Genomic DNA, 20,040 nt, shown 5'->3' with positions numbered 1-20,040 from the left:
AGCCTCATTTGCTTGGCAGCCGCGGTACTTTCTATAATAAGAATGAGTGCTAATCTGTATAGATTACGCAGGGTAAAAATCGAAATCCTTCAGCGTTTCGCCCGTTCTGGCCGATTCAAACACCGCCTCGATCAGGTTCAGAACGCGCAGCACTTCCTCGTTCTTCACAATCGGTTCAGCCTCGCCTTGGATCACGGCCGCAAAGTTATCGAAGAAGCTGCTGGATTGACGGTATGGCTCCGGCAGAGCTCCGGTAATGGTAGCTTCTTCGGAAGGAGGCGCCATCGTTTTGGTCAAGCCTACCCCGGCTTGAATCGGCTTCGGCTCCACTTTCACGGCATCCTGGTTCCGGGTAACCACTCTTCCGTTTAACGACCAATCCTCAATAATGCCGGTTCCCTCGGTTCCTTTGACATACCAGCGTGGCAGCGTAATGAAATTCGTCGTTCCCACTTCAATCAGAACCGATACGCCGTTCTCGAATTCAATGACCGACTCAAAGCCGTCATCCACCTCATCGCCCAATATAAAGCTTAAGCGGCTGCTCAGGCTCGTAATCCGGCTGTCCACCATGAACAGGACCTGGTCAAGAAGATGCACGCCCCAGTCCAGCAGCATGCCGCCGCCGTGCGCTTCCAGATGGCGCCAGTCGCCCGGAATGCCGTTCGCCCCGTGTACCCTGGATTCGATACGGAACAAATCGCCAATCGTCTTCTCGTTGTACATTTGCTTAATGGTCAGGAAATCCTCGTCCCAGCGGCGGTTCTGGTGAACCATCAGCACCCGGCCGGCAGCATCGGCCGCAGACACCATCTCTTTGAAGTCACTGACGGACAATGTTACCGGCTTCTCGCAGATGACATGCTTGCCGGCTTTAAACGCCTGCAGTGCCAATTCCTTGTGCACGTCATTAGGTGTAGCAATGAGCACCACGTCAACCGCAGCATCGTTTAGTACCTGCTCATAACTCTCATAGGCAGGATACCCGTCTTGCTGGGATACTTCCCGGCGATCTTTCAAAATATCGAAGGTTCCCGTAACCTCGAGATATGCATTGTCCTTAATCAGCTTGGCGTGGTAGCTGCCCATTCCGCCATAACCTACGATCACGATCGCATGTTTTCTTTTTCTTTTCTCCATCGTCATAGTTACATAGCTCCTTTATCACATCTAAGCAGTAAACGCATACACATCCATTATAATATAATATGCGAAATAACTGTCCTCTTTTAACGATATTGTATTCCCGACGTTATCGCAAGGCTGTGAGTTACTTCGCAGCCCGGAAGAAATGATCAAAATATGTTTCGAAAAAAAGCGTTACCCTGCTTCTATCGCAGGGTAACGCTTCTTGATTTTCGCGAGTTATTCCTTCACTACCAGCTTCAGTGGTGCTGCGATATTCGCTTCCACCTCTTTACCCTGCAGCACGTCCTTGGCTGCGCCAACGGCGAGCTGTCCGATCAATTCGGGCTGCTGGGCTACCGTTGCCGTCAGATTGCCGGCTTCGATGGACTTCAGCGCATCGTCATTACCGTCAAAGCCGATGACCATGATGTCTTTGCCCGAGCTTTGGATCGCTTCGATTGCGCCCAGGGCCATCTCGTCATTGTGGGCAAATATCGCTTTGGCGTCCGGATTGCCCTGCAGCAGATTTTCCGTCACGGTAAGACCCTTTGTCCGGTCAAAATCCGCTGCCTGCTTCGCGACCACGTTCAGCTGCTCATCTGCGATATCATGGAAGCCCTTGCCGCGTTCGCGGGTCGCGGAAGCACCCGGAACGCCTTCGAGCTCAATGACCTTCGTATCTTTGCCCAGTTGTTCCACGATATACTCGGCTGCCATCTGACCGCCTTTGACGTTATCGGATGCAACCAGCGCAGCGACCTCACCCTGATCCGCCGAGCGGTCGAGTGTAATGACCGGAATGCCCAAGCTATTCGCCGTTTGCACCACGGTTGAGATTGCAGACGAATCCGTTGGGTTAATCAGAAGTGCGTTCACGCCCTGCTGAATCAGGTCGTCGACGTCATTGCTCTGCTTGGCCGAGTCGTTCTGTGCGTCAACAACAACGACCTCCATTCCCTGCTTCGCCGCTTCGGCGACGACGCCATCCTTCAAGGAGACAAAGAACGGGTTATTCAAGGTCGAGATGGAAAGGCCGATTTTAATGTCTGTGACATCTCCGCCAGCCTTGGGCTTCGCCCATTCCGGCGGCTCCAGAGAACAGCCTGTTATGAAGATCAGCATAAGCGATACGAGCAGCAAAGTTGTTTTTTTCATCGTTCATTCTCCCCCTTAAGCCGATTTCTTGCGGTCGAGCAGAACGGCAATCGCGATCACGACGCCTTTGACAACCATCTGATAGAAAGAGTTCACGCCGAGCAGGTTGAGTCCGTTATTCAGTATGCCAATGATCAGCACACCGATTAACGTACCGACGATCCGACCGCGACCGCCGGTCAGGCTTGTACCGCCAAGTACAACGGCTGCGATGGCATCCAATTCATAAGACGTCCCTGCTGTCGGCTGAGCGGAATTCAAACGTGAGGTCAGAATCGCGCCAGCAAGCGCGGACAGCATCCCTGCCAGGGAATAGATCATGATCTTCACGCGCGGTACTTTAATACCGGATACAAGCGATGCTTTTTCGTTACCGCCGATGGCATACGTTTTGCGGCCAAACGACGTTTTATGCAGGATGACCCACAGCACGGCAAACGTGATGATCATCGTAATGGCAGGTACCGGAATACCAAGCAGGTAACCGCGGCCGAACAATTGAAATGCAAGGCTGTCGCCGAGCCCCGTAATCGGGTTACCGTTCGTATAGACAAGTGTAAGTCCTCGGAATATCGTCATGGTGGCCAGGGTGGCGATAAACGGCGCCATTTTCCCCTTGGTAATCATGAGACCATTGATCATCCCCATGACACCGCCAAGCGCAACGCCGATGATAATCGATAGGATCGGGTCAAAGCCGGCCACCATCATATTGGCGACAAATGCGCTGGAGAGCGCGAGAATCGAACCGACCGACAGGTCAATGCCGCCTGTCAGGATAACAAACGTCATACCGAATGCAATCAATGCATTAATCGATACCTGACGCAGCAGGTTCAGAATGTTAAGCGGTTCCAAGAAGCTTGGATTCAGGACGGATACGATAACGATAAGAATGATCAGTCCGAGCAGCGGACCGAGCTTTTGCGTCAAACCTGAGACCTTAAACCCTTTTTCCGCCTTGGCATCGTTAATAGTTGTCATATTACTGACCTCCTGTAGCTAGAGTCATGATGTGTTCCTGCGTGGCTTGTTCGCGATCCAATTCACCGGAAATTCTGCCTTCGTGAACAACAAGAATCCGATCGCTCATTCCGAGCACCTCCGGCAGCTCCGACGACACCATCAGAATCGCCACGCCGCGTTCGGTCAGCTCATTCATCAGCTGGTAAATTTCGCGCTTCGCTCCTACGTCCACGCCGCGTGTCGGCTCGTCCAGGATGAGCACGCTCGGCCCAATGCCAATCCACTTGGCGATAACGACCTTCTGCTGGTTACCGCCCGACAGATTGCGTGCCTGCGTCTCGGATGAATGGGTCTTGATCTGCAGCCGCTTCGTCAACGTGTCCACGAAATCCTGCTCCTTCTTCCCGGAGATGAACCCTCTGGAAGAGAAGCTGAACAGATTGGGCAGCGCCATATTTTCACGGACCGAGAAATCCAGGACCAACCCTTCATCCTTGCGGTCCTCTGTTATGAATCCAATGCCGTGTTTCACGGCATCATCCGGCTTCTTGATCGAAACTTTCTTTCCGCGTACCCAGATTTCGCCGCTATCCAGCGGGTCCAATCCGAATATCGCTCGCATCATCTCGGTTCGTCCCGCGCCCATCAGACCGGACACGCCTACGATCTCGCCGGCACGAACCGAGAAACTCACATTCTCGAACCGGCCCTTGCCGGTAATATTTTTCACTTCCAGCACCGGCTCACCCGGAGATGGATGCCGTGCTGGATATCGCTCGGTCAGCTCCCGGCCGACCATCTTTTTGACAACTTCATCAAAATCCGTGTCCGGAATGGCTTTGGTATCAACGGATTTACCATCCCGCATGACCGTAATCCGGTCGCAGATCGTAAAGATCTCCTCCATCCGGTGGGAGATGTAGACGATGGATACGCCTTGGTTTTTCAATGAACGGATGACATCAAACAGCTTCTCTATTTCCCTTTCGGTCAGCGCCGCCGTTGGTTCGTCCATAATAATGACTTTCGCTTTGGTCATGAGTGCTTTGGCGATCTCTATCATCTGCTGCTGGCCGACGGAGCATTCTCCCGCCTCCTGCGTCAATGGTATCGTCACCGCTAATTTATCGAACTGTTCCTTCGCAAGCGCCTTCATTTGTTTCATATTGAGGAAACCGAGGCCGGATGTCATCTCCTTGCCGATAAACAAGTTATCCAGAACCGTCATCTCCGGCCAGATGTTAAGCTCCTGATGGATGAAGGCAACGCCTCTCTCTTCCGCTTCCTTCGGATTAGCAAAATAGGTTTCCTTGCCGTCGATGACAATCTTGCCTTCATCCCGGCTGTGAAGACCGGTTAATATATTCATCAGCGTCGATTTACCCGCGCCGTTCTCTCCCATCAGGGCGTGAACCTCTCCTTCCCGGAGATCAAAGTCTACGCCTGCCAGCACCCGGTTCGTGCCAAAGGATTTATGGATATTCGTCATCTCAATGTTCATGGTGCTTCCTCCTTTTTAACCGAAATGAACACCGGCCTGCAAAATGCAGTTCGCATAGGGCTTGGCTTCACCTGTACGGATAACCGCCTTGGCGTTTTGCGTCCGTGCTTTGAACTGCTCGTGCGAGCAAGCCTCGATCTCGCAATCCTGAAAGTTCTCCTGTATATAATGCAGTGTTTCCTTATTATCAAGCTTCATTTCTTCAGCAATCACGATTTTTTCAATCACCATATCGTCGGCGATCGCCTCCACCACCTCGGTAAAGCTCGGCGTTCCCAGCGTTAATGCCAAGTCAATCTTGGGCACGCCGGGAGGAATCGGAAGACCCACGTCGCCAACAACGATGGTATCGGTGTGTCCCAGATCTGCCAGCACTTTCGCGATGTGACTGTTCAGCATGCCGTTCTTCTTCATGATCAAAGACTCCCTTCCACTTCGAGGCGAGACGGCATACCGCCCTGCGCTCCGAACTTCATGACCGACAAGGAAGCTGCGCGGTTCGCAAATCTCAGGCTGTCCGCAATGCTCATGCCTTCGGACAGAGCCACAGCAAAAGCGCCGTTGAATGTATCGCCGGCTCCGGTCGTATCCACGGCTTCAACCTTGTAGCCGGGAACCACGACCTCTTGCATGCCGTCAAAATAGCGAACTCCCCTCTTGCCTTCCGTCACGATCAGTTTGTTCGGATAACGGCGTAGCACGTCGCCTAATGGCTCATCTCCGAATAAGATTGCTGCTTCGTGCTCATTTGGCGTAATGTATGCCGCCCGTTCAATAACGACGCTCGGCACCGGGCGAGCAGGAGCCGGGTTCAGCATCAATGGCACCTGATAATTCGCGCATAGCTCACTGACATGGATCACCGTTTCTTCCGGAATCTCCTGCTGAATCAACACGATATCCGCTGCCTTGATCACTCCTGCTGCCTGCTCCACGTAATCCGGAGTGATCCGATCGTTGGCAGCCTTCACCACCACGATGCTGTTGTCTCCCTCTGCCAAAATGATGTGCGCCGTGCCGCTTTCCATACCTGTAACCGGTTCCACATGGTCCGTAATAACACCATTCGACTTCAAATTGCTCAAAATCGTTTCGCCGAAGGAGTCATCGCCTACACAGCCAATCATCGTCACCTCTGCGCCCAGTCTCGCCGCCGCGACGGCCTGGTTGGCTCCCTTCCCTCCGGGTACCGTCTTAAAGCTGTCGCCAAGCACCGTCTCTCCCGCGCCGGGACGCTTGGTGGAGGTGACCACCAAGTCCATCGATGCGCTTCCAATTACCACGATTTTTGCCATTACGATTCCACCTTTCTCGTTGTCTGCCGCTCTATGAATTCTACCGAAAATTCGATATTGCTTTTCTCGATGCGCTGCCCTTCGATAAGCCCGATAAGCAATCTGGCCGCTTCCCGGCCCATCTCATACGCCGGCTGATGAATCGTGGACAGCGACGGGGCCAGCAGCCTGCTCAGCAAAATATCGTCAAATCCGATAATTTGTACGTCTTCCGGCACCCTTTTCCCCAGCCGATGCGCTTCCTTTACCACGGCCGATGCCATAATATCGTTACTGGCGATTACGCCGTCCGTGTCCGGAAACTCGCTGAACACTTTCTGGGCGAATTCTTCGGCATCGGTTAAAGAAAACGATGTCGTCTTCAGCACTTGATACGCAGCCGCCTGCTGCTCCAGAACCTCGACGGCTCCTTCAAAACGCTCCTGAGCAGGCCGTACATCCGCAGGACCTTGAATGACCGTTACAGCTTTACTCCCTCGCCGCACGATTTCCTGGGCCGCTATTCTTCCTCCCTGCCGGCCATCCGCGTACACGGAAGGGCGGTCCGATGAGGTGCGGTCCAGAAACACAACGGGAATGTTCAGCTCTGTATACATGTCGGCATCCGGATCATTGGTCGATGATATGACACCAACCACATTATTTTGGACAAAGGTCTGGATGTACTCCATTTCTTTCTTCTTGCTCTCGTCGCTGTTCCCGAATATCAGCCGATAATCATTCTCCTGCATCTCATCCTCAACTCCGCGAGCAAGCTGCGGGAAATATGGATTCATAATATCCGGGAGCAAAAGTCCAATCAATTTGGATTTTCTTTTATATAAAGAACGTGCTACTTCATTCGGCGTATAATTCAGCTCGTGAATGCTTTGTTCTACCTTGGACCTGGTGTCCTCATGCACGTAACCGTTTCCATTTAAAACCCGTGAAACCGTGGCCACGGACACGCCGGCCCGATTTGCCACATCCTTGATCGTTGCCATTACCGTCATCACCTCATTCATGTGTAACCGGTTACAGCTATAAGATATCACATCCCTTCTCAACCTGCAAGCTTTTAAGGATTGGAATATTTTTGTACCGTGCGCTGACGAACTCTCCTTCAGTAACTACAATGTCCGGCAATAAATTACGGTAATCTTACAAAATCCATTACTGAATTTTACATCCGACTCCTATACTCAATACCTGTAAGGTCAAGCAGGAAAGTGAGGTAAACATGATTATGGAAAAAGATTTGACGCTTCCTTCCCCGGGTCACTCTCTGACGCCGCCGGTCAGCGAAGCTGAGCCTACAACAGCGGCAAAAACGATCTCCATCAAGAAAACGAGGCGCAGGGAAATCGTGCTTGCTTATGCATGTCTGGCACCTTCGCTGCTCATTTTCGGTCTGTTCCTGTTCTACCCGCTGCTAAAATCGGTTTATCTGAGCTTGTTCCTGACCGATCCCCAAGGCCGGGTAGCCGAATTTGTAGGGTTCGATAATTTCAAGGAAATACTAGCCTCCGAGATGTTTTATACAAGCTTCAGCAACACGCTGCTGTTTATCGTGCTGACGGTCCCGACCGGGATGGCGGCTGCAATTCTCTTGGCTGCCCTGACGCACAACAAACTGAAGGGAATGAAAATATTCCGCTTCATATTCTCGTTGCCGATGGCCGTATCCGTCGGCACCGGCTCGATGATCTGGATGATTCTGTATCATCCAACATTGGGCGTGCTGAATTACTTTCTGTCGCTGCTCGGCAACCAGCCCATTCAATGGCTGACCGATCCGAAATGGGCCATGATCTCCGTCGCGCTCATGACCGTCTGGATGAATCTTGGATTTAATTACATCCTCATGCTGAGCGGCATGCAGGGCGTATCCGAGGATATCTACGACAGCACCAAGATCGACGGCTCCGGTCCGCTGAGAACCTTCTTCCGGATTACAATGCCGCTGATCTCCCCTACGTTATTCTTCACGTCCGTTGTGTCGGTCATCGGCGCCTTCCAAGCATTCGGACAGATCAACATCCTGACCAAGGGCGGTCCGATGAACAGCACCAACGTCATCGTATTCAACATTTATCAGGATGCCTTCGTCAATTTCCGTTTCGGCATCGGCAGTGCGCAAGCACTCATCCTGTTTGCGATCATTCTGCTGCTGACCGTCTTTCAATTTAAATTTGTCGAAAAGAAGGTGCACTACCAATGAACATGCGTCTCATGCCCAAAAGCTTCCTCTACATCGCGCTGCTTCTCTGTTCGCTGGCCGTTGCCTTTCCGCTCCTGTACACCTTCTCGACATCGCTGATGAGCGAGGCTGAATCGGCTGTTTATCCGCCGCCTCTGCTTCCGGAAGCCATCAATCTGTCCAATTTCGCCAAGGTGGTCGATACGATCCCTGTCCTTACCTTTATCGGGAACAGCCTTGTCGTCTCCATTGCCATCATGGCAGGTCAGATCGTGACCGCAAGTCTGGCAGCATACGCCTTCGCTTTCCTGCGGTTCCCGGGTAAAACGCTATTGTTCAGCCTCTTTCTCGCTACCATGATGATCCCGTGGGAAGTGATCATGATTCCGAACTATTTGACGGTCAAAAGCCTGAACTGGCTGGATACCTACCAAGGGCTCATCGTTCCATTCCTGGCAACGGCCTTCGGAACCTTCCTGCTCAGACAAGCCTTCCTGCAGCTGCCGAAGGAGCTGTTTGAAGCGGCCCGCGTGGACGGCTGCGGCCATGTTCGAATATTTCTGAGCATGGTGGTGCCGCTATCCGTACCTGGAATCGCCACACTGGGCGTGTACTCGTTCCTGAACAATTGGAACATGTACCTGTGGCCGCTCTTAACCACCAACCGTGTCGAGATGCGAACCGTCCAGATCGGGATCGGGATGCTGCAGTTCGAAGAGATGAACTCATGGAATCTGATACTCTCCGGCGTGCTCCTCTTGCTGCTGCCTTCCCTGCTGCTGCTTGCACTCGGTTTGAAGCCGCTAGTCCGCGGCATCACGGCAGGTGCGTTGAAGGGCTAACTGGCCCATATGCCAGGGCTTTAATGGATCAGCCTTGCGTGCCGGTTATCTGGTAAGAAACGGGCCGCGCAATTTCTGATAGATCAAAACCATACTATATTTTCAAAAGGGAGAGATTAACCGATCATGAAACGTTTTGGTAAAAGGTCCTTCGCGCTGCTCCTGCTTTCCTGCTTCATGCTGCTCAGCGCCGCTTGCAGCAATACGCCAGCCGCCGGAGAAACGACCGTTGCCGCTGGCAGCGAACCGGCCAAAGAGCCCGTTAAGGTCGTATGGTGGCATTCCATGAGCGGTGAGCTCGGGACCGTTGCGGACAAGCTGATTTCCGATTTTAATGCCGCCCACGAGGATATTCAGGTAGAGGGTGTGTTTCAAGGCACGTACGATGAAAGCTTGAACAAGCTGAAGGCCTCCTTGGGATCGAACAGCGGCCCGACCATGATTCAGGTGTATGAGATCGGCAGTCGTTTCATGATGGATACCAAGGCGATCCGTCCGGTTCAGGACTTCATGGATGCTGAAACATACGACATTTCCTCCTTGGAACCGAATATTAAAAATTATTATACATTCGATAACAAATTGTACTCGATGCCATTTAACTCCTCCAACCCAATCCTTTACTACAACAAAGATGCCTTTAAAGCGGCGGGACTGGATCCGGAAAATCCTCCAAAAACCTACGAAGAGGTAGCGGAAGCGGCCAAGACGCTAACGAAAGACGGCCAAACCGGTGCATCCTTCGCGATCTACGGCTGGTTCATGGAGCAATTCCTCGCGAACCAAGGTGTTGAACTGCTGAACAACGGCAACGGACGCACGTCCCCGGCAACCGCTTCGCAAGTCAACAACGCCGCTGCCGTGAAGACGCTGGAATGGTGGAAGCAAATGCTGGACGATAAGGTCCTGCTGAACCTGGGTCGTAAAACGGACGATACCAAAAAAGCATTTGCAGCGGGTCAAATCGCCATGACGCTGGACTCGACGGCTTCGCTCCGCGGTATCGTCAGCGCAGCTGAAGGCAAATTCGAAGTCGGCACGGCTTTCCTGCCTAAACCGGCTGATGGCGGCGACGGCGGCGTGATTATCGGCGGTGCAAGCCTGTGGCTGATGAACAACAAATCGGAAGAAGAGCAGCAGGCAGCCTGGGAATTCATGAAATATTTGGCCGAGCCGCAAACGCAAGCCTACTGGCATGTCAACACCGGTTATTTCCCGGTAACGACCAAAGCTTACGAAGAGACCCTCGTAAAAGAAAACCTGGAGAAATATCCGCAATTCCAAACGGCCGTGGACCAACTGCACCAAACGACGGCCAACCTGGCAACGCAAGGCGCGGTCATGGGTGTGTTCCCAGAAGCTCGCCAACTGACGGAAACGGCCATCGAGGAAGTGCTGAATGGTCAAAAAACGGCGCAGGAAGCACTGGACAAAGCCGCTCAGGAAATTAGCTCCAAGATTGAGACTTATAATAAGACGGTAAAATAAACGTCCGAGCATGCCGCGTAAGCATGCGCTGAATCATAAATCGAATTGCACCATTTCACACCCTTCATGCTGTATCATGGGGCCCTCTGCGGTCATTCCATGAATCATGCATCAAGGGTGTTTTTAACTTTGATCCAAAACCTTCCATATTGATCAGCTTGTATAGGGGTTTGCCCAAGTCACACAGCCGACTCCTGAATACACTGATACAAAGTGGAGGTGAGCCTATGATGAACAATCTTCCGTCCACCGTAACCATCGTCCCGGTGCCGTTTGACCGGGGTGCTACCCGCCGCGGCGCAAGCCAGGGACCGAACGCGATTTTCGGAGCCGGCCTGAAGCGCAAGCTTGACGCCCTCGGAATATCCTATCAGGTTGATGAGCTTGCTGGATTCCCCGAACACAAGGATGGAACGCACCATCCTCTATTAAAACATCTGCAAGAAGTCATAACGATTAACGAGCATCTCGCCGCTCATGTTTCCGCCCTGGCAGAATCGGGTGTCTTCCCGCTTGTCCTTGGCGGTGACCATAGCATTGCAATCGGCACGCTGGCCGGGCTTACCCGGCACTACCGAAGCCTGGGCGTCATCTGGATCGATGCCCACTCCGATCTCAATACACCCGATACTACCCCAAGCGGCAATATCCACGGCATGTCGCTGGCTGTCAGCTTGGGAAGAGGCGATGCGCGGCTAACATCGATCGGCGGCGCAAAATCAACGATCAATCCCGAACATGTGGTGCTCATTGGCGCGCGCTCCCTCGACCAGGGCGAACGGGATTTCATCCGCCGGGAAGGCATCACCTGCTTCACGATGCAGGACATCGACCGCATGGGCATGTTCCGCGTCATGAAGGAAGCCATCCGCATAGCGTCAACGGGAACGGATGGCGTACACCTCTCCTTCGATATCGATAGTGTCGATCCGAAAATCGCGCCCGGAACGGGAACGCCGGTTCAAGGCGGACTCAGTTATCGGGAAGCGCATCTGGCCATGGAGATGCTGTCGGAATCCGGCATTCTGACCTCGGCCGAATTCGTGGAGAACAACCCGCTGCTGGACCGCGGACAGACAACGTCCCGGCTGCTTGTCGGCTTAATCGGCTCCATGCTGGGCGAAAGCATCTTGTGACGCGTCCTCATGCTTGACGAGAGGCCTTTTTGGCGCGGTATACACTGGCATCCGCCGGTTAGGTTTCTTTAGACTCCCAAGGAGGTAACACTATGGCCCCTTCAAACCCGCACATCGAGAAAGCCGAAAAGTACGGTGCGAGAAACTACCATCCCCTCCCCATCGTCATTGCCGAAGCGGCAGGCATCCATGTGACGGATTCGGACGGCAAGCGGTATATCGACATGTTAAGCGCCTATTCGGCGCTGAACGCAGGTCATTGTCATCCCCGAATTATCGGGGCTTTAAAGGAACAAGCAGATAAGGTGACTCTGACCTCGCGCGCATTCCATCATGACCAATTGGGCGAGTTTTACGAGAAGCTGTCTGCTATCACCCGCAAAGATATGATCCTTCCCATGAATACGGGGGCCGAGGCAGTTGAAACGGCGCTCAAGGCAGCACGCCGCTATGCTTACCGGAAGAAAGGCATACCGGCCAATCAGGCCGAAATTATCGTCTGCGAAGGCAATTTCCACGGACGCACGATCACCATCACCTCCTTCTCCTCATCCAGCGCATATCGGGAAGGCTTCGGCCCGTTCACGCCGGGCTTCAAAGTCATCCCCTATGGAGACCTGGAAGCGCTGAAGCAGGCCATCTCACCGAATACGGCCGCCTTTCTTGTAGAGCCGATCCAGGGAGAATCCGGTATCGTCATCCCTCCTGACGGATACCTGAGCGGCGCAATGGAGCTGTGCAAGCAGCATCGTATCCTTCTGCTCGCGGACGAAATCCAGACCGGCTTCGGCAGGACGGGGAAACGATTTGCCTGCGACTGGGAGGATGTCGTGCCGGATATGTACATCCTCGGAAAAGCGCTGGGCGGCGGCGTCTTTCCCGTCTCTGCCGTGGCGGCGGACGCCGATATCCTCGGTGTATTCGAGCCGGGGTCCCACGGCTCTACCTTCGGCGGGAATCCCCTCGGCTGCGCGGTGGCCATTGCCTCCATGGATGTATTCCTGGATGAAAGGCTGGAAGGCAACTCCAAGGAGCTCGGCGAATATTTCCTTCAGCAGCTTCGATCCATCCGGCATCCGGATATCAAGGAAGTGCGCGGCAGAGGCCTATTTATCGGCATGGAACTTAAAGTCCCCGCCCGAACCTACTGCGAGAAATTAAAGGATCTCGGCTTGCTCTGCAAAGAAACCCATGAGTCCATTATCCGCTTCGCCCCTCCGCTCATCATCACAAAATCGGAACTGGACCAGGCCGTCGGGATCGTAACGCAGGCGTTTGCGTGACGAATCGATACCGATTGCATGTGCACAAAAAAACAGTTTGCTCACCCCCTGACTCCAGCATGAGGGTGCAACAAACTGTTTTTTCCGGTTCTTCTCCCATTCCAAGCCCTGCAGCTTATCCTGACACTGCGAGCCGGGGCGCAACGTTGATCGTGCGGCTCTGAGCACCGTCAGGTAACCGACCTCTGTTTCATTCTTCTTGTTACTAACAGCAGCTGGGATACAGCGGCAAGCACAGGCAGTTCGATCAGCGGTCCGATGACCAAGGCAAGGGCAATCACGGGCTGTTCCGGAAAAGCCGTCACGGCGATTGCGAGGGCTACAGGGGAGTTCCGGGCAATGATCGTTAAATGGAGGCTGACCGAATCCTCATAGGTGAAACGCAGCATGCTGCCCACCGCGCTGCCCATCATATAATTCATCATGAAATAAATCAAGATCGGAACAATGAGAACATACATCATGTCCATGTTATTCAATAAGTATGACCCTTGAGACGCAAACATCGCGACAATGGCAAGACTCAGAAAGACAATCTGTACCCTGCCGAAGAACGGCATAACCTTGTACTCCAGCACCTCTTTCCTAGTTCTCAGCAAGAAACGGGTGAGATGCGCAAGAGTGAACGGAACGACGAGCACAAGCAGCACGCTTTCGAGCAGCGTTGCCATCGAAATCGTTTCGATTGTGCCGGAGAACAAGAGCAAATACAGCGGAAGCAGCAGCACCTGTAGGATCAGGTTTATAGGGAGCACCGAAGCTCCCAAGGGTACGTTTCCCTTGGCAATCGAGGTAAACACCAAGTACCAGTCGGTACAGGGGGTCACCATCAGCATGATGAATCCGATCCAAAGCGCCGGGTGGTCCGACAGAAAGACAGCACCGAGCCCCCAGGCAAGCAGCGGCGTCCATATAAAATTAATGAGCGTGCTCGCCCCCAGAAACTTGATGTTTTTGAACGCCTCTCGCAGCTGCTGCAGCGGTATCGTCAAAAATAATCCATATAACATCAGCAGCAAAAAAGGAACAATCCCATATTCCGAATAATCTGCGGCGAACGGCAGCTGTCCCACTGCCAGCCCAATCGCCACCGCGCCCATAATAATCAAGGTTTGAAATTTCTCAATAAGTCCCATCCCGCACCCCTTACCGTTTCGAATCATGAACAAACTAAAGAAATATCATCTAATGGTATCATACCGCATTTCCAGTATAATGGATTGTATAATATTGGATTTAGCATTAGGTAAGAAACGCATTCTAGCATCCTTCTCCGCTCATTTCAATGGATGAGGGGCAACGATTCTTTGCTTTGTTTTGTCAGAGTTGATGATAACTTTTACAAGGAGGTTCAACCATGAGAATAGCCATTTGCGGAGGCACCGGTTTCATTGGCCAGGCATTGTGCTCGCGTTGGCAGCGCGACGGGCATGACGTTACCATCGTCACAAGATCGAAGCCGGACAATCCCCAACCGAACAGGCCTATATTCTATCTGACCTGGGATGAGATGAAGTCCCATCCCGAGCGGTTTGAGGGTCTGGATGCCCTCGTTAACCTTGCAGGCTCTTCCCTGAGTCAGCGCTGGACGCAGGAAGGCAAGCAGAGAATCCTTCAGTCAAGACAACGAACCGTCTCCTCCGTAGCCGAGCTAATGGGCCGCCTGGAGTTTAAACCTCCGGTCGTCATTCAAGCTTCGGCGATGGCCATTTACGGCACATCCGAGTATGAAGCCTTTGATGAGGAAAGCCCTGCCACGATTATGGACTTCCCATCCGAGGTTGTGCAGCAATGGGAGCAGGCGGCCGACCGCATCCCGGTTGACCGGTTAATCAAGCTGCGCATCAGCGTTGTTCTGGGCGGTAGAGGCGGAGCCCTTCCCAAAATGCTGCTGCCCTATAAACTAGGCGTTGGCGGCAAGATCGGCAGCGGCAAGCAATGGCTCTCCTGGATACATATCGACGATATCGTGGATTTGATCGATTATTGCATTCGGCACGAGGGCATATCCGGAGCCGTGAATGCGGCTTCCCCGCATCCGGTCACGAACGATGAATTCGGCAGGAGCATCGCCAAGGCCTATCAGCGTCCGCACTGGCTCCCCCTGCCAGCTTTCATGCTCCAAGCCATCCTGGGCGAAATGTCGCTCATTCTACTAAAGGGTCAGCGTATCCTTCCGGCTAAGGCACTGCGTCACGGCTTCCAGTTTCGATATCCGGAAGTGACGGACGCTCTGAAGCAGATCAAAGAAAGCTGAGCCGTACGGCCATATGCATAAAAAACAATCGCTCTCATGATAAAGAGAACGATTGTTTTCTTTTTCTCATAAAACTTCTATTGGACGGGGGCCAGCTCGCTTTCCGTCACCCACTTATGATTCTTGACTTCTTCGCCGGTTGTCGTCGTGAAGTCCACCATATAGACCGTCGTTTGTTCGGCGGAATCGATAACGGCAGTGGCTCCCTTCATGCCCTCCATATGATCCGCATTCACGACAGCTTCCGTTCCTGGTTCCAAGGGCTCCTTCCCGGCATCCTTCAGCTCCTCATGAATCACCCATTTATGATCCTTTACTTCGGGTCCGCCGCTCGTCGGCGTATACGATATCGTGTACACCGTCGTATCGTACGCCCCGACAATTGTTGCTTTTGCCCCCTTCATCCCGGGCATGTGATCGGAGTCCATGATCGCTTGGGTCTGGACCGCATAGGTTGGATTCTCTGCCGACTTCAACCCATCCGGAACCTCGTCCGAGCCGGAATGATTCATGCTGCCATGATCCATGTCATCCATGTTCCCGGTGGCCTCCGTGCTTTCCTTGCTATCCGGATCTGCGCTTTTCGTATTTCCGCAGGCACCCAGTATGAGGATAAGGGATGCTAACGCAACCAGAAAAAGCGGCCTCAATCGTTTAGTAGCTGACATATAATGAACTCCTCTCTTATATTGAATGTTCATAGCATAGCAACTACTTATGAAGAACTTGTGTAGCTGTCTATGCATGACAACACTTACTTATTTTTTTCAATAAAACCTATCTGTGATATAAAATAGAGAGTGATTAGAGGTCCCATTTTGCCCTATATTCTTGGCAGAGATATTTGCCAATTCCGAGAAGGAGCACCATCTCCCATGCAAATCGATGACGAAACTTTCATCCCGTTATTCAAACGGGCCAATTCCATATTAAACCGAACCCTGAACTCCATTGAACAGCAGGAACTGAGCGTCCGGATCCACTACTGGGGATTTATGCCGCGCCACTACGACAATACGGAGCATAAGCATTCTTTTTTTGAAGCTTGTTACGTATTGACAGGCTGCGGCTCGTATATCGAAAACGAGACAGAGTTCCATCTTCATCCAGGCACCCTGTTTCTCTCAAGGCCGGGCATCCAGCACCAAATTAAGAGCAGGGAGGGCTTGGCCTTATGTTATGTTGCCTTTGAACTGGATGAATCAGCAAACAGCGATCTCCATACGGCTGCTTTCCGAAGGTTAGCCACCCAAGGCATTCCGGTGCTTCAGGAAGATGCCAGGCAAGCGTCCGGTCTTTTGTGGCTATCGCTGCTATCGATGTTTCAGTCGGGCTCTGGCGGCAAGCAGCACCCGCCTCATATGCTGAACTGCTTGGCTGCTTCACTCATATTATCGATTCTGGCTGCCCACGGTCCCGGTTTCTACCAAGAACCTTCCGATCTTGGAGCACGCGAAGAAGGAGCTTCGATGTTTCATCAGGCCGAATTGTTTATCCAGGATAATCTGGGCGAGCCGCTCTCGCTGGAGCGGGTAGCTGGCCATCTTCACGTTACGACCCGTCATTTGACCCGGCTGTTCCGTAAATACGGACATCAATCCTTTGTTCATTATGTGCAGGAGCAGCGCGTGCAGCAAGCTAAAGACCTGCTTCTGAATACAGACCGGCAGATCAAAGAAATTGCCGTCTCCTGCGGATTCGAGTCCGTGCACTACTTCACCCGAGTGTTTACGTCCAAGCTTGGCGTAACCCCGGCCCGCTTCCGACGTTCCCAGTTTTCGGAAGGTCGTTACGATTCCGAGCTTTAGCGACTAGAGACGTCGATGTCCTGATCGTACAAAAACACTTCCTCTTTTTATAAAGACGGATCCTCCCCCGCCTCCTACAATGAAGTCGTAACAGACAATCCGGAAGGGAGGATCCACTTATCCATGAAACCTGCAACGACCTTTCAATCACAACCGATCAACCACTTGGACTTTGGCAACGTACCCCCATTTATGAAGAATGGGATCGACGCATGGTGCTCGTTTATCCTGTCGACCTATAAACAAAAATTCCAGCATGAAGGACAGGAAAAACGCAGTATCTTCATTACGCTTGACGGAACACACGGCGCCGATTTCGATAAACTGCTGGCTAAGCTTCAGCAAGCCTGTGAGCAAGAAGGCATCGCCTTCGCATGCGATTCCACGTCCGATTATGTCAAGCCCGAAGCCGAGCTCCGGGCCGAGATGGCTCCTTATCTGACAGATAACCGGGCATTCGGCTATAAAGCAACCGATGTCCGCCCCATCCAATATTTTCAACAGGATTCACGGCTAGCCTTGAATAAAAATGCGCTTGAATTTGACGCGATGCGCGGCATATACGTACTGCACGGACCGGGCGCTTCGCTGCTTCAGGGCCGGACCCCCGACCTTCGTTTCTACGCCGATTACTCCCGCGAAAACCAGCAGCGGCGCCATGCCCAGCATATGGGCAGCTTCGGCTTGGGCATCTCCTTCGACAAGGTTGAGACTTACAAAAATTGTTTATTTCTCGAATGGCCCGTCTGGGAGACTTACCGTCTCAACTGGTTAGCCCATCATACCCATGCCCAACACTCTGACAACCAAGCGTATTACATGGACTTCAATCGTCCGGAAGAGCCGGTGTGGCTGCCGGCTGCCGCCTTGGCAGACGTACTGCACAAAGCAAGTCAGCAGCCGTTTCGGGTCAAGCCGTTTTTTGCCCCGGGAATTTGGGGCGGTCAATATCTTAAGGAATTATGCGGTCTTCCCGAAGAATGGCCAAACTGCGCCTGGAGCTTTGAGCCTATCGCTCCCGAGAACACGCTTCTGCTGCGCGTGCAGGATACCATCTTCGAGGTTCCGTTCACATTACTCATGGAGGCAGCGTCTCAAGAGATTATGGGAGCGCGTAATGTCCAGCTATTCGGCGACTACTTCCCGATCCGGTTTGATTATCTGGATACAATGCAGGGCGGCGAGCTGTCGCTTCAGGTGCATCCGCTGCAGGAATATGCAGAGTCGCAGTTCAATGAGCATATGACGCAGCAAGAATCGTATTACATCATGCACAATGCCCCGGGAGCTAAGGTGTATCTCGGCCTGAAGGAAGGAATAAGCGGCGAACGGCTGCTTGCAGCAGTGGAAGACGCCCAGCTTCGGGAAGAGCCGCTTGAGCTCTCTGACTACGTTAACGAGTACGCCTCGCAAACAGGGGATCTCTACCTCATTCCACCGGGCACGGTCCACTGCTCCGGCAGGGATAATCTGGTGCTGGAAATCTCCTCGACCACCTGGTGGTTCACATTCAAGATCTACGACTATCTGCGGCTGGACGCGGATGGCAAACCGCGCCCGATGAACCCTGAGCATGCGCGCCACAATATCAATGACGCCATGAATACACCTGCGGTAGAAAGCTGGCTTATCGCTCGGCCAACCGTCGTAAGCCGTCAAGGGGGCAGCTCGGAGGAGCTGCTGGGTCAACGGGAAGATCTTCTGTTCCAGGTCAGCAGGCTGAATCTGCAGGAATCGTGGAAAGCGGACACCCAAGGAGAATTCGTCATGTACAATCTCGTGGAAGGCGAACGTGTCCGCCTTGTACCGGCAGCGGACGAGGGTGCGGCCGTTGAATGGGGTTATGCGGAATCTTACATTGTTCCGGCATGTTTAGGCGAATACCGTCTGGAGAATCTGTCCGGGTCCCCATGCGCATTGATTACAGCAAGGGTCAATCCCGAGTGGAATCATCCACTGCTTCCGCCTTCCCGGACATCCGGAACGGAGAGTTTCCATGCTGCGGAATGAAGGGGCGAATCTTGGAGGCGTGCCCTCCCCGGCCCCCATCACCATCGCGCTCGATGCCGGGGGCACCACCTTAAAGGGAGCGCTCATCGTGAAAGGGCTGCCAATCCCCGGCTCGTTCATAACCCGGCCTTCGGAATCGCAAGGAGCCGCGGCGGATACGATTGCCAGCTTCGCTCAAGCCTGTCATGATCTGATCAACTATTACGCCTCGGCCTTCCGACCGTTGGATTATCATGATTCAATCCGGATCGGCTTTGCTTTTCCGGGGCCCTTCGATTACGCAAAAGGCATTGCGCTTCTTCAAGGCATCGGCAAATATGACGCTCTGTTCAAGCAATCGGTACGGGATCTGCTCCGTTTCGAATTTCAGAGACTCAAGTCATCCTTTCCGGGTGTCACGATGAATCGTCTGACCGCCGCCGATATACGCTTCGGCAATGATGCCTTCATGTTCGGCCTTGGGGCCTCCATCCGGTTCCCATCGGAACGTCTCCTATGCCTTACGCTCGGTACAGGCCTCGGCTCTGCCTTTGTGGAGAATGGTCAAATCGTAGCCGGCATTCACGGTGTCCCAAGCAGCGGAATGCTGTTTGCGGAGCCTTACCGGGATCACATCGTGGACAGCTATTTCGGAAGAAGGGGCATTCTGAACATGGCATCGGAGCGGGGACTCCTGGCTGACGGGATCGACGTAGCCGACCTCGCTGAAGTTGCCAGGAGCGGTAACGCGCAAGCTCAGGACGTATTCCGGGAATATGGCAGCAAGCTGGGAGAGATGCTTCTGCCTTATTTATCCGAGTTCAAACCCAGCCGCCTAGTGCTGGGCGGGCAAATCTCGGGCAGCTTGCCCTTATGGGAAAAGGATATCCAGCTGGCATTGGGCAGACACGCCGTTCCCGTTCACGCTCTCGCAGACGGGACGGCGGCTGTGTTTAACGGCATTGAGAAGCTATTCGAAGATACGATACATCTTGCATTCGATCCCAATTAAA

The 20,040-nt window shown here is 53.0% G+C and carries 18 protein-coding genes; 9 read left to right on the top strand and 9 right to left on the bottom strand.

Annotated features, from left to right (window positions below; translation table 11 throughout):
- Positions 1-63: 63 nt before the first annotated feature.
- From ACQKPA_RS19760 to ACQKPA_RS19730, 7 genes are all read right to left on the bottom strand, one after another.
- A complete protein-coding gene (locus ACQKPA_RS19760) occupies positions 64-1,140 on the bottom strand; it encodes a Gfo/Idh/MocA family protein (protein ID WP_427494371.1) in 1,077 nt (358 codons plus the stop codon).
- Between the two features lie 225 nt (positions 1,141-1,365).
- Complete coding sequence (gene rbsB, locus ACQKPA_RS19755) at positions 1,366-2,283, bottom strand: ribose ABC transporter substrate-binding protein RbsB (RefSeq protein ID WP_427494218.1); 918 nt, start codon at positions 2,281-2,283, stop codon at positions 1,366-1,368.
- Positions 2,284-2,298: 15 nt separating this feature from the next.
- Positions 2,299-3,267, bottom strand: coding sequence for a ribose ABC transporter permease RbsC (gene rbsC, locus ACQKPA_RS19750; RefSeq protein ID WP_427494216.1), 969 nt, complete (start codon positions 3,265-3,267; stop codon positions 2,299-2,301).
- A gap of 1 nt (position 3,268) precedes the next feature.
- Entirely contained in the window at positions 3,269-4,750 is a 1,482-nt protein-coding gene (locus tag ACQKPA_RS19745) for a sugar ABC transporter ATP-binding protein (RefSeq protein ID WP_427494215.1), read from the bottom strand.
- Between the two features lie 15 nt (positions 4,751-4,765).
- Positions 4,766-5,164, bottom strand: coding sequence for a D-ribose pyranase (gene rbsD, locus ACQKPA_RS19740; RefSeq protein WP_427494214.1), 399 nt, complete (start codon positions 5,162-5,164; stop codon positions 4,766-4,768).
- A 2-nt stretch (positions 5,165-5,166) separates the two neighbouring features.
- Complete coding sequence (rbsK, locus tag ACQKPA_RS19735; RefSeq protein WP_427494213.1) at positions 5,167-6,045, bottom strand: ribokinase; 879 nt, start codon at positions 6,043-6,045, stop codon at positions 5,167-5,169.
- Positions 6,045-7,028 (bottom strand): LacI family DNA-binding transcriptional regulator, encoded by a 984-nt coding sequence (locus ACQKPA_RS19730; RefSeq protein WP_427494211.1) that lies wholly within the window; start codon positions 7,026-7,028, stop codon positions 6,045-6,047. Before ACQKPA_RS19730 ends, rbsK begins: the two co-directional genes overlap by 1 nt.
- A gap of 236 nt (positions 7,029-7,264) precedes the next feature.
- Between ACQKPA_RS19730 and ACQKPA_RS19725 the strand changes: the two genes are divergently transcribed.
- The 5 genes from ACQKPA_RS19725 (at position 7,265) to ACQKPA_RS19705 (ending at position 12,973) form a co-directional block, all read left to right on the top strand.
- Positions 7,265-8,245, top strand: coding sequence for a carbohydrate ABC transporter permease (locus ACQKPA_RS19725; RefSeq protein ID WP_427494209.1), 981 nt, complete (start codon positions 7,265-7,267; stop codon positions 8,243-8,245).
- Positions 8,242-9,066 (top strand): carbohydrate ABC transporter permease, encoded by an 825-nt coding sequence (locus tag ACQKPA_RS19720; RefSeq protein WP_427494208.1) that lies wholly within the window; start codon positions 8,242-8,244, stop codon positions 9,064-9,066. Before ACQKPA_RS19725 ends, ACQKPA_RS19720 begins: the two co-directional genes overlap by 4 nt.
- 126 nt (positions 9,067-9,192) lie before the next feature.
- On the top strand, positions 9,193-10,554 hold the full coding sequence (locus tag ACQKPA_RS19715) for an ABC transporter substrate-binding protein (protein ID WP_427494207.1): 1,362 nt from the start codon (positions 9,193-9,195) through the stop codon (positions 10,552-10,554).
- A gap of 227 nt (positions 10,555-10,781) precedes the next feature.
- Positions 10,782-11,690 carry an arginase gene (rocF, locus tag ACQKPA_RS19710; RefSeq protein ID WP_427494206.1) on the top strand — a complete coding sequence of 303 codons (909 nt, stop codon included), beginning with the start codon at positions 10,782-10,784 and terminating at the stop codon, positions 11,688-11,690.
- A gap of 92 nt (positions 11,691-11,782) precedes the next feature.
- Positions 11,783-12,973 (top strand): ornithine--oxo-acid transaminase, encoded by a 1,191-nt coding sequence (locus ACQKPA_RS19705; RefSeq protein WP_427494205.1) that lies wholly within the window; start codon positions 11,783-11,785, stop codon positions 12,971-12,973.
- A 170-nt stretch (positions 12,974-13,143) separates the two neighbouring features.
- On the opposite strand, the gene ACQKPA_RS19700 is transcribed toward ACQKPA_RS19705, so the two are convergent.
- Positions 13,144-14,109 carry an arsenic resistance protein gene (locus tag ACQKPA_RS19700; protein ID WP_427494204.1) on the bottom strand — a complete coding sequence of 322 codons (966 nt, stop codon included), beginning with the start codon at positions 14,107-14,109 and terminating at the stop codon, positions 13,144-13,146.
- 221 nt (positions 14,110-14,330) lie between these two features.
- Between ACQKPA_RS19700 and ACQKPA_RS19695 the strand changes: the two genes are divergently transcribed.
- Positions 14,331-15,230, top strand: a complete 900-nt coding sequence (locus ACQKPA_RS19695; protein WP_427494203.1) for a TIGR01777 family oxidoreductase — start codon at positions 14,331-14,333, stop codon at positions 15,228-15,230.
- Between the two features lie 77 nt (positions 15,231-15,307).
- Here the strand turns inward: ACQKPA_RS19695 and ACQKPA_RS19690 are convergent, their stop codons facing one another.
- Positions 15,308-15,898 (bottom strand): YdhK family protein, encoded by a 591-nt coding sequence (locus ACQKPA_RS19690; RefSeq protein WP_427494201.1) that lies wholly within the window; start codon positions 15,896-15,898, stop codon positions 15,308-15,310.
- Positions 15,899-16,105: 207 nt separating this feature from the next.
- Between ACQKPA_RS19690 and ACQKPA_RS19685 the strand changes: the two genes are divergently transcribed.
- The 3 genes from ACQKPA_RS19685 to ACQKPA_RS19675 all read left to right on the top strand — a co-directional run bounded on the left by ACQKPA_RS19685 (position 16,106) and on the right by ACQKPA_RS19675 (position 20,039).
- Positions 16,106-17,038 carry a helix-turn-helix domain-containing protein gene (locus tag ACQKPA_RS19685; RefSeq protein WP_427494200.1) on the top strand — a complete coding sequence of 311 codons (933 nt, stop codon included), beginning with the start codon at positions 16,106-16,108 and terminating at the stop codon, positions 17,036-17,038.
- A gap of 123 nt (positions 17,039-17,161) precedes the next feature.
- Complete coding sequence (locus tag ACQKPA_RS19680) at positions 17,162-19,048, top strand: class I mannose-6-phosphate isomerase (RefSeq protein WP_427494199.1); 1,887 nt, start codon at positions 17,162-17,164, stop codon at positions 19,046-19,048.
- Complete coding sequence (locus tag ACQKPA_RS19675) at positions 19,035-20,039, top strand: ROK family protein (protein WP_427494198.1); 1,005 nt, start codon at positions 19,035-19,037, stop codon at positions 20,037-20,039. The genes ACQKPA_RS19680 and ACQKPA_RS19675 overlap by 14 nt, the downstream gene beginning before the upstream one ends.
- Position 20,040: the final 1 nt, after the last annotated feature.

Source organism: Paenibacillus sp. NPDC093718 (genome assembly GCF_050279985.1).
Classification (GTDB): domain Bacteria; phylum Bacillota; class Bacilli; order Paenibacillales; family Paenibacillaceae; genus Paenibacillus_AQ.
Note: the sequence above shows the minus strand (reverse complement) of the source record. Positions and strands in the feature narration are given on the sequence as shown.